The sequence below is a fragment of the Ornithinibacillus gellani genome (assembly GCF_003730295.1).
Taxonomy (GTDB): domain Bacteria; phylum Bacillota; class Bacilli; order Bacillales; family Amphibacillaceae; genus Ornithinibacillus_A; species Ornithinibacillus_A gellani.
In genome coordinates, this window is the sequence record NZ_QTSZ01000037.1 from 175,479 (window position 1) to 190,445 (window position 14,967).

At 38.1% G+C, this 14,967-nt stretch carries 12 protein-coding genes; 2 read left to right on the plus strand and 10 right to left on the minus strand.

The annotated features are described in order from the left end of the window. Positions 1 to 7: 7 nt before the first annotated feature. From DX933_RS11250 to DX933_RS11280, 7 genes are all read right to left on the minus strand, one after another. Positions 8 to 991 carry an alpha-ketoacid dehydrogenase subunit beta gene (locus DX933_RS11250; protein WP_123316530.1) on the minus strand — a complete coding sequence of 328 codons (984 nt, stop codon included), beginning with the start codon at positions 989 to 991 and terminating at the stop codon, positions 8 to 10. Positions 992 to 1,005: 14 nt separating this feature from the next. After that, the gene (locus DX933_RS11255; protein ID WP_123316531.1) at positions 1,006 to 1,998 is read right to left on the minus strand and encodes a thiamine pyrophosphate-dependent dehydrogenase E1 component subunit alpha; all 993 of its coding nucleotides are present in this window, start codon (positions 1,996 to 1,998) and stop codon (positions 1,006 to 1,008) included. Positions 1,999 to 2,040: 42 nt separating this feature from the next. Then, complete coding sequence (gene lpdA, locus DX933_RS11260; RefSeq protein WP_123316532.1) at positions 2,041 to 3,462, minus strand: dihydrolipoyl dehydrogenase; 1,422 nt, start codon at positions 3,460 to 3,462, stop codon at positions 2,041 to 2,043. A 17-nt stretch (positions 3,463 to 3,479) separates the two neighbouring features. Further along, complete coding sequence (buk, locus tag DX933_RS11265) at positions 3,480 to 4,565, minus strand: butyrate kinase (protein ID WP_123316533.1); 1,086 nt, start codon at positions 4,563 to 4,565, stop codon at positions 3,480 to 3,482. A gap of 24 nt (positions 4,566 to 4,589) precedes the next feature. Continuing rightward, positions 4,590 to 5,684 (minus strand): branched-chain amino acid dehydrogenase, encoded by a 1,095-nt coding sequence (bcd, locus tag DX933_RS11270; protein ID WP_123316534.1) that lies wholly within the window; start codon positions 5,682 to 5,684, stop codon positions 4,590 to 4,592. Further along, the gene (gene yqiS, locus DX933_RS11275; RefSeq protein WP_123316535.1) at positions 5,684 to 6,595 is read right to left on the minus strand and encodes a phosphate butyryltransferase; all 912 of its coding nucleotides are present in this window, start codon (positions 6,593 to 6,595) and stop codon (positions 5,684 to 5,686) included. The genes bcd and yqiS overlap by 1 nt, the downstream gene beginning before the upstream one ends. Positions 6,596 to 6,710: 115 nt before the next feature. Next, on the minus strand, positions 6,711 to 8,783 hold the full coding sequence (locus tag DX933_RS11280; RefSeq protein WP_123316536.1) for a sigma 54-interacting transcriptional regulator: 2,073 nt from the start codon (positions 8,781 to 8,783) through the stop codon (positions 6,711 to 6,713). A 151-nt stretch (positions 8,784 to 8,934) separates the two neighbouring features. Between DX933_RS11280 and DX933_RS11285 the strand changes: the two genes are divergently transcribed. Both DX933_RS11285 and DX933_RS11290 read left to right on the plus strand, forming a co-directional pair. Next, entirely contained in the window at positions 8,935 to 9,204 is a 270-nt protein-coding gene (locus DX933_RS11285) for a DUF2627 domain-containing protein (protein ID WP_123316537.1), read from the plus strand. A 95-nt stretch (positions 9,205 to 9,299) separates the two neighbouring features. Next, positions 9,300 to 10,649, plus strand: a complete 1,350-nt coding sequence (locus DX933_RS11290) for an aspartate kinase (protein ID WP_123316538.1) — start codon at positions 9,300 to 9,302, stop codon at positions 10,647 to 10,649. 63 nt (positions 10,650 to 10,712) lie between these two features. Here the strand turns inward: DX933_RS11290 and spo0A are convergent, their stop codons facing one another. The 3 genes from spo0A to recN form a co-directional block, all read right to left on the minus strand. Next, entirely contained in the window at positions 10,713 to 11,495 is a 783-nt protein-coding gene (gene spo0A, locus DX933_RS11295; protein ID WP_123316539.1) for a sporulation transcription factor Spo0A, read from the minus strand. Positions 11,496 to 11,749: 254 nt separating this feature from the next. Next, positions 11,750 to 12,931, minus strand: coding sequence for a SpoIVB peptidase (gene spoIVB / locus DX933_RS11300; protein ID WP_123316737.1), 1,182 nt, complete (start codon positions 12,929 to 12,931; stop codon positions 11,750 to 11,752). A 304-nt stretch (positions 12,932 to 13,235) separates the two neighbouring features. Further along, positions 13,236 to 14,957: a DNA repair protein RecN gene (gene recN, locus DX933_RS11305; RefSeq protein WP_123316540.1), complete on the minus strand. Its 1,722-nt coding sequence runs from the start codon at positions 14,955 to 14,957 to the stop codon at positions 13,236 to 13,238. Positions 14,958 to 14,967 lie beyond the last annotated feature (10 nt).

Here is a 14,967-nt window from a genome sequence, read left to right on the forward strand (position 1 = left end):
CCTCCTGCTAATATTCCGCTAGCTCACGCATCGCTTTTTCAACTTTATCCGGATTAATCATAAAATATTTTTCCATCGTTGGTGCATAAGGCATGGATGGTACATCTGGACCAGCCAAACGTTGGATTGGTGCATCTAAGTCAAAAAGACAATTTTCAGCAATGATGGCTGCCACTTCGCCAATGATGCTTCCTTCTTTATTATCTTCTGTAATCAATAAAACTTTACCAGTCTTCTTGGCGGCTTCAATAATTGCTTCTTTATCTAAAGGATATACGGTTCGTAAATCCAGAATATGCGCACTGATTCCTTCTTCAGCCAGTTTTTCGGCTGCCTGAAGTGCAAAATGAACACATAATCCGTATGTGATAATCGTGATATCCGATCCTTCACGTTTCACATCTGCTTTTCCTAATGGTAAGACATAATCCTCATCAGGTACTTCTCCTTTTAATAGTCGATATGCACGTTTGTGTTCAAAGAATAACACCGGATCATTATCCCGTATTGCTGCTTTTAGTAACCCTTTTACATCATATGGTGTAGAAGGCATTACAATCTTTAATCCTGGTTGATTTGCAAATACAGATTCGACTGATTGGGAATGGTATAGCGCACCATGTACCCCACCTCCATATGGGGCACGGATTGTGATTGGACAATTCCAGTCATTGTTGGACCGATATCTCATTTTTGCTGCCTCTGAGATGATTTGATTGACTGCAGGCATAATGAAATCTGCAAATTGCATTTCTGCAACAGGGCGCATGCCATACATCGCTGCTCCAATACCAACACCAGCGATTGCAGATTCAGCAAGTGGTGTATCTAATACGCGATAATCACCAAATTCATTAAATAGTCCATCTGTTGCACGGAAAACACCGCCTTTTTTACCAACGTCCTCACCAAGAACAAATACTTTTTCGTCACGCTGCATCTCTTCTCTTAATGCAGATGTTACAGCCTGAATATATGAAATAACTGCCATGTTATTCTCCCTCCTTACTCTTCATAAACATATTTAAGTGCAGATTCTGGTTCAGCATAAGGTGCTTCCTCTGCGTAATCAGTAGCTTCATTAACGATTTTATCGATTTCACTGTGGAAATCTTTTTCTAGTTCATCTGTTAAAATGCCAGCATCCTTTAAATATTTCGCAAAAGAAATAATCGTATCCTTTTTTCTTGCTTCTTCAATTTCTTCAGATTCCCTGTATAACCGATCATCATCATCACTAGAGTGGGAAGTTAAGCGATCTGTTACAGCTTCGATTAGCGTTGGACCTTCCCCATTCATAGCTCTTTCCCTTGCTTCTTTAACAGCTGCATAAACTTCTAATGGATCATTCCCATTAACTGTAATACCTGGCATACCATAGCCTTTAGCGCGATCAGATACATGTTCGCATGCCAATTGACGGTCGTATGGAACAGATATCGCATATTTATTATTTTCCACCATTGTTATAACCGGGAGTTTATGTACCCCTGCAAAGTTAAGACCCTCATGGAAATCGCCTTGGTTGGAAGAGCCTTCACCAAGTGTTACGAATGAAACAAAATCTTTCTTTTCGATTTTTGCAGCCAATGCGACACCAACAGCATGTGGTAGCTGTGTAGTAACGGGGGATGAGCCAGTAAGAATTCTGTTTTTCTTTTGGCCAAAGTGTCCCGGCATTTGGCGTCCACCTGAATTGGGATCTTCTGCTTTGGCAAAACCTGAAAGCATTAATTCTTTCGCAGTCATGCCAAATGCTAATACAACGCCCATATCACGGTAATAAGGTGCAACATAGTCTATGTCCCGATTTAATGCAAATGCAGCGCCTACTTGTGCCCCTTCTTGTCCCTGACATGAAATAACAAATGGAATTTTACCTGCACGGTTTAAGAGCCACATTCTTTCATCAATTTTTCGAGCTAATAGCATCGTGCGAAACATTTCAAGTACTTTCTCATCACTTAATCCCAGTGCCTTATGACGATTTTCACTCATGATAATACCTCCCTAATCATTTCTTGGCCTGAGCCAATAACATTATCCATGAATTTGGTTGCCATCAACTGCTAATGCCGCTTCACCCATTATTTCAGATAGTGATGGGTGCGGATGAACAGTTCCCGCGATTTCCCATGGTGTTGCGTCTAACACCATGGCAAGACCAGCTTCAGAAATCATATCCGTTACATGTGGACCAATCATATGGATACCGAGGATATCCTCCGTTTTTTTATCGGCAATAATTTTTACAAAACCATCTGAATCACCATGAACAAGTGCCTTTCCGATAGCTTTAAAAGAGAATTTTCCTACCTTGATTTCATAGCCTTGTTCAAGTGCTTGTTTTTCAGTTAGTCCTACACTGGCAGCTTCCGGATTTGAATAAATACAGCTAGCAATTTTTGTGTAGTCAAGTGGAGTTGGATTTTGGTTTGCCATATGTTCGACTGCAATAATGCCTTCATGAGAAGCTACATGTGCAAGCTGCATACCACCAATCACATCGCCAATTGCGTATATATGCGATTCTTTTGTTTGATAAAATTCGTTCGTCTGGATATAACCTTTCTCCGTTTGGATATCAGTGTTCTGTAAGCCGATATTATCGGAATTTGCCTCCCTACCTACTGAAACAAGCATTTTTTCCGCTTGGAATATTTTTTCTCCTTTTTTCATTTCTGCCTTTATTTCAACTGTTTCACCCGTTTTTAATGAATCGGAAATGACTTTGGCCCCTGTGTGGATTTTTACGCCTTTTTTCTTTAATAATCTTTTGGCTTCACGTGCTATAGCTTCATCCTCCGTTGGGAGAATTTGATCAAGGTACTCCAGCACGGTTACTTCAACACCAAAATCAGCCAGCATAGAAGCCCACTCTATTCCAATAACCCCTCCACCTACGATAATAATGGAATGAGGTAATTCATTCATTTCCAGTGCTTCATCAGAGGTTAGAACATACTTCCCATCGATTTCCAATCCAGGTAATGTTCTTGGTTTAGATCCTGTAGCAATGAGCACGTTTTTTGGAACAATCATCGTGTTTTCATCTCCGTTTGCATACTCGATGGAGATCGTACCTGGCATCGGTGAAAAGATACTCGGTCCCAATATTCTCCCAAAACCTTCAAACACATCGATTTTTCCTTTTTTCATTAAGCCTTGCACACCTTGATGCAATGTGTTTACAATGCCATTTTTTCGCTTTTGAACAGCAGAAAAATTGAGCGTAACATCTTTTACATCTACGCCAAACTCCTTAGCTTCTTTTGATTGCTTGAAAACCTCTGCACTTCTCAACAGTGCTTTTGATGGAATGCATCCTCTATGTAAACAGGTTCCGCCAAGCTTATTAGCTTCTACTATTGCAACCTGCATGCCCAACTGGGCAGCCCTAATCGCTGCAACATAACCCCCTGTTCCTCCGCCAAGTACAACCAAGTCATATTCTTTTGTCATTCTTGAATCCGCTCCTTTCAAACATAAGTTGGATAAGTTTTGGGTTGTTCCTCTTGTCGAAGTACCCGTAAAGTACCTTCCGTTAATGCCTGAAGTTCATCTTCTCCCGGGTAAACAATGGTATCTGCAATCCAGTCTACTCGTTCGGAAATGTTATCTGTAAAGGCTTTTCCATATGCTAAACCTCCAGTCAATACAATGGCATCAACCCGGCCCGATAAGACAGCGCTAGCAGCACCGATTTCCTTCGCGATCTGGTAAGCCATTGCATCGTATACAGATTTAGCTAACTCATCCCCATGTTGTATTCGATTTTCAACCTCTATTGCATTGTTAGTGTTCAAATATCCCATTAAGCCGCCTCGTCCAACCAGCTTTTCCATTATTTCATCCCGGTAATATTGCCCTGAGTAGCATAGAGAAACCAAATCACCCGCCGGTACAGTCCCGGCCCGTTCCGGAGAAAAAGGACCATCACCATGTAGTCCATTATTTACATCAACCACTCGTCCTTGCTTATGTGCTCCAACCGTTATCCCACCACCCATATGGGCAACAATGAGGTTCATATCCTCATAACTACGGTTTAAATCTTTTGCAGCTCTCCGTGCAACTGCCTTTTGATTTAAGGCATGAAAAATACTTTTCCTTGGCACATCAGGTATACCGGAATAACGGGCGATTTGATCTAGCTCATCTACTACTACTGGGTCTACGATATATGCTGGTATATGGAGTTGGAAGGCAATTTCATGTGCAATAATACCGCCTAAATTAGAAGCGTGCTCTCCGTAATAACCGACCTTCAAATCGTGAAGCATCGTATCATTCACTTCATATGTGCCACCTTCAATCGGTTGTACCAGGCCTCCTCTGGCACAGATTGCACTGAATTTAGAAATATTAATACCTTCATAGTCTAATTGCTCCATGATTACTTGTTTTCGATATTCAAATTGATCCATTACCCGCTTGAAGCCAGCAAGATCACTGGCCTCATGGCGGATTGTTTTTTCAAATACACACACTTCATTATCGAACACACCAATTTTGGTAGAAGTAGATCCTGGATTAATAACTAAAATCCGATAAACATGCTGCATGCTATTTGACCTCCGTTATGAAAGTTAGCGTCTGCTTAGTGTGTGGTGACCATTTAGTAAAAATTGATTGCGTGACTTTCGCACAGATTCAATACGTTCTTCTGCCATTCTATCTGCTGCAACATATGTCGGAATATGATCCCGTTTCGCAATTTCGTATACCTTGCCTAAAATATCATAAATACCTTCAACTTTACGTAATGCACGATTCTGGTTATAACCATTCAGTTCATCTGCTACATTAATAACCCCACCAGAATTAATAACATAATCCGGTGCATATATAATTCCTTTTTCATGGATAATATCTCCATGTTCTGGTGTTTTTAATTGATTGTTTGCAGAACCAGCAATCACTTTTGCTTTTAATACGGGAATGGTATCATCATTGATTGTAGCACCAAGTGCACACGGAGCATAAATATCACAATCCACGCTGTAAATATCATTAGGGTCAATTGCTTTCGCTCCAAACGCATCTACCGCACGTTGTACAGCCTCTTTATTGATGTCAGTTACAATCAAGCTTGCTCCTTCTTCATGTAAGTATTCACAGAGGCGGTATGCTACGTTTCCTACTCCTTGTACTGCAATTACCTTACCCTCAAGAGAATCTGAACCGAAAGCTTCTTTAGCGGATGCTTTCATTCCTTTGTATACGCCATATGCAGTCACAGGAGACGGATTACCAGATGAGCCAAACTCTGGTGATATTCCGGTAACATAGTCCGTCTCCATGTGAATTAAATCCATATCATCTACTGATGTACCCACATCCTCAGCTGTTATATAACGACCATTCAGACTTTGGATATATCTTCCAAACGCGCGGAACATTTCAGGATTTTTATCTTTTTTCGGATCACCAATAATTACTGTTTTCCCTCCACCGAGATTTAAGCCAGCTGCAGCATTCTTATAGGTCATCCCTCGTGCAAGACGAAGCGCATCTTCAATTGCTTCCGATTCTGATTGGTATGTCCACATTCTTGTACCCCCTAATGCAGGTCCAAGTGTCGTATCATGAATTGCGATGACTGCCTTCAATCCAGAGTTTTCATCTTGGCAAAAAACAAGCTGTTCATAATCGTATTTTTCCATATAAGTAAAGATTTCCATCATTGATTCCTCCTATTATTTGTTGATAACAACGCTAGTGCAAGAGAATATAATTTACTTTCTGCTGTGTCTGCTCGTGATGTTAGCACGATAGGTGCTTTAGCACCGCTTATAATTGCTGCAACTTTCGCCTGCGCGAAATATATAAAGGATTTATATAAGGCATTAGCCACTTCGATGGATGGTGCCAATAAAATATCCGCACGTCCAGCGACATCGGAAACGATATCCTTTTGTCTGGCTGCATCTAATGAGACAGCATTATCAAATGCTAACGGTCCGTCAATCATACATCCATTTATTTGGCCACGATGCTGCATCTGAGTAAGTGCAGCTGCATCCAAAGTTGATTGCATAGCAGGATTTATGACTTCAACTGGTGCCAATACAGCCACCTTAGGCTGTAATATACCGATTGCATGTGCAACTTGAACCGTGTTGTGTATAATATCTACCTTTTCTTTAAGTGAAGGTGAAATATTCATTGCAGCATCGGTCAAAAACAACAAACGATTTTGGCTTGGGATTTCAAATAATGCGCTATGGGATAAAACGCCACCAGTTCTTAAACCGTATTGTTTATTTAACACCGCCTGTAATAAGGCTTTTGTAGAGATATTTCCTTTCATTAAAATATGTGCATCGCCACGGTCGATTGTTTGTACAGCTGCATCTGCAATTGCCGATGTCGTGTGCACAACTTCTATGTCTTGATGATTTAAGTCGAAACCCAGTTTGTCCGCATAGGCTTGAATAACTTGTTGATCTCCATGAAGCAAGAAAGAGGCTAAGTCCTGATCTACCGCTTGTTTCACAAAACGCAACACTTCCACGTCCGCCGCATTGGCAATAGAGACAACTTGTTTATCTAGTTGTTGTGCATGTTTAATTAGTTCCGATAATGTTTTCATATAACCCCCCATTCCACCTACCCTTATATACAGCAAATACCGTGCCAACTTATAATTAATGAAAACGCTTTATTTATCTGTTTTTTACACTTGCAATAAATTGCATAACTGCAAATTATTGCAGGAACGTTTTGTCAATTTGGTACTTTTCCATTTTATAATATAAGTTTCTAATAGAAATTTTCAATGCTTTTGCTGTTTTAGTCTTATTATATTCATTCTCTTTATAAGCCTGTGTTATAAGTTGTTTTTCATAATGGTCCATCGCATCCTGTAACGATGAATGCGTTGTACCAAGCTGTAATCCAGGTGCATTACTGGATATCTTTTCACTGGTAGGATATAAATTCGGTAAATGAATCGTTTGGATCATTTCTTCATTCATGTCCATAAAAATCATAGCTCGTCCAATCACATTTTCTAATTCACGGACATTACCTGGCCAATGATATCCTTTTAATGCAGATAAAGCTTCATCAGATATGCTGGAAACATTTCTTCCGTAATCTTGATTTATTTTTTGAATCATTCGTTCAATCAGAAATGGTACATCCGTCAAACGATCCTGAAGTGGCGGAATAAAAATTGGTAATCGATTTAGTCGATAGTATAAATCTTCACGAAAAGTTTTCTGCATAATAGCTTTTTCTAAATTAACATTTGTAGCTGTAATGACTCGAACATCGATATGGATCGGCTCTGTACCACCAACACGGACAATTTCATTTTCCTGTAATACACGTAGAAGCTTTGCTTGCATTTTCAAGGATAATTCGCCAATTTCATCTAAAAATATACTTCCCATATGCGCTTCTTCAAAAAATCCTTTTTTACCTCCGCGTTTCGCACCTGAAAACGCGCCTTCTTCATAACCAAATAATTCACTTTCCAAAAGAGATTCTGCAATAGCTGCACAGTTAACTCGAATAAATTTATGGTATTTGCGACTACTTTCATTATGAATTGCATGTGCGAAAAGCTCTTTACCCGTTCCAGATTCTCCACGTAAAAGTACGGTCGCAGGTGTACGAGCACCAACTTTAGCTTGCTCGAGCGCGATTTTCATTTCCTCAGAAGATGCAACGATATCATCAAATGTGTATTTTGCTTCCAAACTGCGAATAATTTGTCGGGCTCGCTGCAACTCACTTGTAAGAGACTGAATTTCCGATAAATCATGTAGTACGCCAACACTTCCTTTTATTTTTCCATCCACAATAATTGGCGCAACATTGACAAGTACTTCTTTATTACTTGGACCTACTTTCATTCTTACTCCTCTAACAGGGCGCCTTGTTTGCAACACTTTCATATGCATGCTCTCCCCTTCAGAAATATCTGTTGAGGCTGGCTTCCCTACAATATCATGCTGTCTAAGGCCAGTAATTCGTGTGTAAGCTGGGTTAATCATTAACCCATTTCCTTTTTCATCGACAACACTTATCGCTTCTTCTGAGGAATAAATAATAGCTTCAAGCATTGTTTTAATTTCATTTAAATCTGTATTCTGTTCAGCAAGGTTAACCACTTCGGTAATATCTTTAAATACGGCAAAAGCACCACGCAAAATATTTTGATCATCAATGATTGGAATGCGAGTGGTAATCACTTTTTTGCCATTTTCTAAGAAGAGTTTTTGATTTACTTCTTTTCTTCTACTTCTTAGCACATGTTTTAATCTGGAATTCCTAATGATGTCATTAATATTACTTCCTTCAAATTGCTCTCTTGACACTCCAACAATTTTCTCCGCACTTTTGTTAACAAATTGCACATATTCATCGTTGTTAATGACGATCATTCCATCATTAATATTATCCATGATTAATTTTTGGTTATAAGATTGAAGCTTGAACTTGTCCAATAAAATTTCTTTTTCATCGAATAGTTCCGAGATAATAAATGCAACCGAGCCAGGAACAACAACTGTTTTATCTGAACGCGCTTTAAATAAAGCATCAAATACTTTATGATCACCAGTTGCTTCTATCATAATGTCCACATCTTCATGAATCCAATTACGCCAATCGGTATCAATTGGAATATCCTGTCGTTTCGCTAGCGCCAATCCTTCAGCCTGTTCATTGATATCTATCATGGCTACAATTTTCATTCGGTTTGTAGCAGATAAAATCTTAAATAAGGCCGTACCACCCTTCCCAGCTCCAACGATAAGCACACGTTTCATATCCACCACCAACCTTGCAAGATTATGCATATCATTATTTTACGATAATCTGCATTATTTTTCAATTCGATATCAATATCAATTTTATGAGTGCTTTGATATACTTATCATGGTCTAGATTGTAAATGAAATCATAAAGGTGGAATTATAAATGGTGCGTATTATCGCTTTTTCTTTATTGTTAATTCCTGGTATTTTCGCAGCAATTGGAATCAAATTAATGAGAGATTCTATATTTGATCAGTTTCATGCTATTTTTATACATACAGGAATCCAATTTACTGTGGGACTAATTTTATTTGTTGGTGGTTTGGCATTTATCGGAGGCTTTGTCGTTCACCGTGATCGAAAAAGAAATTTAGTTCAAAGAGAAAAACGACAAAAACAGCGAGAAATAAGTAATGGGAAAGAGAAAGTATAATGTGTGAAAAGAATTTTCGCACATTTTACTTTTTTTATTGTGTGAATTATGGTATTCTTTTATGAAAATCAAAAATTGAATAATGGGGAGATCGTATGAAAGTAGCAAAGTTTGGTGGTAGTTCTGTAGCAAGTGCAAGGCAGATTCAAAAAGTAGGTTCCATTATCCGCAAGGACCCACTACGAAAAGTAATCGTCGTATCTGCACCGGGGAAACGTCACGGAGAGGATATGAAGGTAACAGATCTTCTCATTGGCTTAGGTAATGCTTATCTGGAAAATCGTGATTATGATATGTATATGCAGTTTGTTATGGATCGTTTTTCAGAAATTGTATCTGAGCTAGATTTAGATACTGGCGTGTTAACAACGATTCAAGAAAATATATCAAACGTTTTGTTTTCAGATTATTCGAATGAATTGAAACTTGATGCAATTAAAGCAATCGGCGAAGACAGTTCAGCACGCATTTTAAGTGCGTATTTAAACCGTATTGGTTTGGAAGCAATTTATATGAACCCGAAAGAGGCTGGCATCATTGTGAGTGATGAGCCGGGAAATGCACAAATTTTAGATGAAAGTTTCTCAAAGTTGCGGCAGCTGCGTAACAAACAAGAAATTATCGTTATTCCTGGTTTTTTTGGGTATACAAAAACCGGGAAGCTTTCTACCTTTTCACGTGGAGGTTCTGATATTACTGGTTCAATCGTTGCAGCGGGAGTACAAGCAGAGTTATACGAAAATTTTACAGATGTTGATTCTGTTTATACAGTTAATCCTACCCTCGTTCGTAACCCAGCTGAAATAACGGTATTAACGTACAAAGAAATGAGAGAATTATCCTACGCAGGTTTTTCGGTTTTCCATGATGAGGCATTGATTCCAGCTATCAAGGAAAAAATTCCTGTGGCAATCAAAAATACAAATAACCCAGATGCCCCAGGGACAAAGATTGTAGCTGAACGTGAAATTAATGGGACTTGTGTAGTTGGAATAGCTAGTGATACCGGATTTTCAAGTCTGTACGTCAGTAAATACTTAATGAATCGCGAGCTTGGATTTGGAAGAAAGTTGTTCCATATTTTAGAGGAAGAATCTATTTCCTTTGAACATGCACCTTCAGGAATTGATGATTTATCCGTCATTATTCGTGATAATCAATTAACTAAAGAAAAAGAATCCACAATTATTGACCGAATTAAGACATTACTTCAGGCTGAAACGGTAAAATTTACTCATAATTTAGCGGTGATTATGATTGTTGGAGAGGGAATGCTAAATACAATTGGCATTGCTCAAAAGGCTACGACGGCACTTGTTAATGCAAATGTGAATATCGAGATGATTAATCAGGGCTCCTCGGAGGTTTCCATGATGTTCGGTATTCAAGCGAAAGATATGGAACGTGCTGTACAGTCGTTATATCAAATCTTTTTTCAAGCATAATAAAAAAGGATTGCTGCAATAGTTTGCAGTAATCCTTTTTTTAATTGTGAAAACGATGATGGTTCAACTGGCTTTATGCTCTAGACGAAGCCGGTCTGCAACCATAGCAATGAACTCCGAATTGGTCGGCTTTGCTTTTGATATATTTACCGTATAACCAAATAAAGCAGAAATGGAGTCGATATTCCCTCTATTCCAAGCAACTTCAATTGCATGTCGTATAGCCCGCTCTACCCGGGAGGAAGTAGTGTTAAATTTCTTAGCAATATCCGGGTATAATACTTTTGTAATTGATCCAAGTAATTCTATATCATGATATACCATTGTAATGGCCTCTCTTAAATACATATATCCTTTGATATGTGCAGGTACTCCAATTTCATGAATAATGTTGGTGATGCTCGCTTCCAGATCCTTGCGTTTTCTTTCCTTCTTATTCCCTTTCAAATGCATACTGGATGAGGATACAGAACCATCTGGAACTTGTCTAATCTGGTTTGCTAAATTATCCAAATCAAATGGCTTTAAGATAAAATAAGAAGCCCCAAGATCAACCGCTTTCTTCATTACCTCTTCTTGTCCAAATGCGGTTAGCATGATGACATTTACTTCACGGTGCTGTTCAGATTCACGTAATGTTTGCAGAACAGCCAACCCATCAATATGTGGCATGATTATATCCAACACAAGGACGTCGGGTTCCACATCATCCAATAGCTCCAAACATTCCCTGCCATTGTATGCAGTACCGACTACCTCAATATCTTCTTGCTTAGAAAAATATTCCTCCATCATCTGAATTAATTCCCTGTTATCATCAACCAGACATACAGATATTTTATTCACAGACAACTTCCTCCTTTAGATTGTATGGATTCCATTATATGTATTCGACATAAGTTCCAAATATCCTTTTAAATCAGGAAAAACTTTAAGAAAATTGCATTTTGCTTTGATTTAATTTATTTTACTCGTGTTTTCGTTGTTTTTCGATATTATATTTCAAATTATGACAAAAACAAAGATGAATTTGTCGAATATTATTTTAATTATAACATAAATCGAACCCATACAATTTTGTATGGGTTCGAATAAAGTTCTTAACTTGCTTTTTTTGAACTTTTTACCATTTGTATTCCTGCATCTTGGAGCATCCATTCAATATGCACTCCGTAGCCGGAGGTGGGATCATTAACGAATACATGTGTCACTGCACCAATAATTTTATCGTTCTGGATAATTGGACTTCCACTCATACCCTGAACAATACCTCCAGTTTTATTTAATAGCTCTTTATCCGTTATTTGGATAACCATTCCTTTAATTGCTGGTGTTTTTTGCGGAATCGTACTTACAATTTCCACATCGAATGCTTCAACTTTTTTATCTTCCACCACTGTTAAAATTTTTGCAGGTCCCTCTTTTACTTCATGTGATAAAGCGATTGGCATTGGTTTGTCATATTTTCCATTCTCTAAATCCTGTTCCAATTTACCAAATATGCCGAATGGACTATTTTTGGTAATGGTTCCGATTTTAAAATCTTTAACCGAAAATCGGGCCTGTTTTTCCCCTGGATGTCCATTATCCCCTTTTTCTATTGATGTTACTGAAGAATGGACAATTGATCCGTTATTTATTTCGATTGGTTTTTTTGTATCCATATCTGAAATAATATGACCTAAAGCACCGTATTTTTTGGACACAGGATCATAAAAGGTCATGGTACCTATACCAGCAGCGGAGTCACGAATGTATAGGCCAATTCTGTATTCCTCTTCTTTCGCATCCATGACAGGCTCTAGAAAAGTATCCAAAGTTTCATTCCCTCTTTTAATGGTGACTTTTAACTTATTGCCTTTTTTTCCAGCTTCCTCCACGAAAGGCTTTATTTCTGACATCCCATGAATGGTTTCATCATTTATTTTTAATATAACATCCCCAACATATATTTTTGCTTTTTCCCCTGGTGACTGTGGACTTTCCCCATCACCATATACGAGATGGTGCCCAACCACTAGAACTCCCAATGTGTGTAACTGTACACCAATCGATTGACCACCTGGAATTACTTTTTTATTTTTTAGCGATGCATCTACTTTTTCACCAGAATCCTTCGATGAAGAAAATTCCGATATCGTATTTGATTGCATATTTGTATTCGAAAAAACAGGTAATGTGGTCCATTCATTTGGGGAATTTTCAGCGTTGACGACAGGCAATGAAAGGTTCATTTGTAAAGATGGAATTGTAGGGGTTAAAGTAACAGCAAGCAGCATCATCAAAAGGCCAATCCAGAATGTTAACTTTTTACGTATTCTCACTCATCTTCACTCTCCTCTTTTTTTACGATATAGCGCTTTATATCTGTAGTTCTAATTTGACCTTTAGCGTGCTGTTTTAAACTGGTGAAAGTTATGTAAACCTGTGTATCATTTCCTGTTTTACATGTGCATGGAAATATTTAAATTATAAAATATGTCAAGAAAATTTATGCATGAAAATGAATGGATATGGAAAAATAAAAAAGCCAGTACTAATTGTAGCTTCTGGCTTTTTCCGTATTTTATGCTATTAATTTATACATTATTTATGTTTCTGCTTTTGTTTAAACGTGGCAGCAGATTGCAATAATTCTTTTGCATGCTCACGGGCCGTGTCGGTTACTTTCGTTCCAGTAATCATTCTGCTCAGTTCCTCGGTCTGTTGCTCAGGTGAAAGCTCTGATACCCTTGTAGCATGTCGTTCGTTTGTTTCTCTCTTCTCAATTAATTTATGCGTATCTGCCATGGCAGCTACCTGTGGTAAATGGGTAATGCAAAGGACTTGAGATTGCATAGAAATTTGATATATCTTTTCGGCAATTGCTTGTGCCACCCTTCCACTAACGCCTGTATCCACCTCATCAAAAATAACACTTGTTACACCTTGATGCTTGGCAAATATTTTCTTCAATACGAGCATGATTCGGGATAGTTCACCACCAGAAGCAACTTTATCAATTTGTTTAAGAGGCTCGCCTGGGTTTGTAGAAATTAAGAATCGAACGTGATCAAATCCATTTTTATGAAGGTTAATCTTTTCCTCGGATTGCTCTACTTGATCTGGTTTAAATTGTATCTTGAAGCATGCCTTGTCTAGATACAATCCCCGTAATTCTTCATGGACTTCTTTTGTTAAAGCCTTTGCTGCTTTTTTTCTTAGATCATGCAGCTGTTTTGCTTCCAAAAATACATCTTGTTCTAGTTCTTTCATTTCTTGCTCTAGTTTAATTAAATGTGTATCTTTATGCTGAATTTGCTCAAGTTCTTCCTCAATGTCAGCCATATATTCGAGCATATCATTTACGGTAGCACCATATTTTCTTTTTAGTCGGCTGATTTCATCTAATCTTGCCTCAATATCATTTAGCTTATCTGGATGATAGGCAAGGGATTCGCTGTAATTCCTAAGTGCAAATGTTAATTCTTCAATGATAAAGTAATGATTGGTCAGTTCCTCAGCTTTTTCTTCAATAAACGCATCATATTGGCGATTGTCTTGTAGGGCTTGTTGAGCAATATTTAACCATTCTATTCCTTTTCCTTCACCATATAGTGCTTGGTAAGCATCCTGGATGCCATGAAAAACGCGGTCAAAATTAGCCAATTGAATTCGTTCTTTTTCTAATGCTTCGTCTTCACCTGGTTCTAATTGTGCTTTTTCCAACTCCGTCAATTGAAATTGAAGTAAATCCATTCGATGAACCATTTCTTTTTCGTTTTCGTTAAATTCCTTGTAACGTTTTTTCAATGTGGTTAATTTCTCAAATAATAGATGGTACTCTTCTTTTGATTTTTCAATTTGTTGCTGGTCGTATAAATCCAATAAATCAACATGATGTTCAGGATCCATTAAACTTTGGGTTTCATGCTGACTGTGTATGTCGATTAGGGTTTTACCGAACTCCCGTAAAATTCCAAGCGTAACAAGTTTCCCATTCACACGGCAAATACTTTTGCCATTCTTCGTAATAACACGTTTTAGTACTACTTGGTCTTCTGTGATAGGAACGCCGTATTGTTTGGCAACAGTATAAATGGGATGGCTTATATCATCCAATACAAACAGCCCTTCAATTTCAGCTCTTTTAGCCCCATAACGAACAAATTCCACAGAGCCTCTTCCACCAGCTAATAATTGAATGGCATCAATAATAATGGATTTACCTGCCCCTGTTTCACCAGTTAATACGGTTATACCTTCATCAAACTGGATGGTTGTTTGATCAATAATTGCAAAATCTTCAATCGATAATTCAATTAACATGATTCAATCT

What these genes read in the sequence shown, in the direction of transcription:
- DX933_RS11250 (WP_123316530.1), bottom strand. Translation starts at nt 991, where the DNA reads ATGGCAGTTATTTCATATATTCAGGCTGTAACATCTGCATTAAGAGAA.
- DX933_RS11255 (WP_123316531.1), bottom strand. Translation starts at nt 1,998, where the DNA reads ATGAGTGAAAATCGTCATAAGGCACTGGGATTAAGTGATGAGAAAGTA.
- lpdA (WP_123316532.1), bottom strand. Translation starts at nt 3,462, where the DNA reads ATGACAAAAGAATATGACTTGGTTGTACTTGGCGGAGGAACAGGGGGT.
- buk (WP_123316533.1), bottom strand. Translation starts at nt 4,565, where the DNA reads ATGCAGCATGTTTATCGGATTTTAGTTATTAATCCAGGATCTACTTCT.
- bcd (WP_123316534.1), bottom strand. Translation starts at nt 5,684, where the DNA reads ATGGAAATCTTTACTTATATGGAAAAATACGATTATGAACAGCTTGTT.
- yqiS (WP_123316535.1), bottom strand. Translation starts at nt 6,595, where the DNA reads ATGAAAACATTATCGGAACTAATTAAACATGCACAACAACTAGATAAA.
- DX933_RS11280 (WP_123316536.1), bottom strand. Translation starts at nt 8,783, where the DNA reads ATGAAACGTGTGCTTATCGTTGGAGCTGGGAAGGGTGGTACGGCCTTA.
- DX933_RS11285 (WP_123316537.1), top strand. Translation starts at nt 8,935, where the DNA reads ATGGTGCGTATTATCGCTTTTTCTTTATTGTTAATTCCTGGTATTTTC.
- DX933_RS11290 (WP_123316538.1), top strand. Translation starts at nt 9,300, where the DNA reads ATGAAAGTAGCAAAGTTTGGTGGTAGTTCTGTAGCAAGTGCAAGGCAG.
- spoIVB (WP_123316737.1), bottom strand. Translation starts at nt 12,931, where the DNA reads ATGATGCTGCTTGCTGTTACTTTAACCCCTACAATTCCATCTTTACAA.
- recN (WP_123316540.1), bottom strand. Translation starts at nt 14,957, where the DNA reads ATGTTAATTGAATTATCGATTGAAGATTTTGCAATTATTGATCAAACA.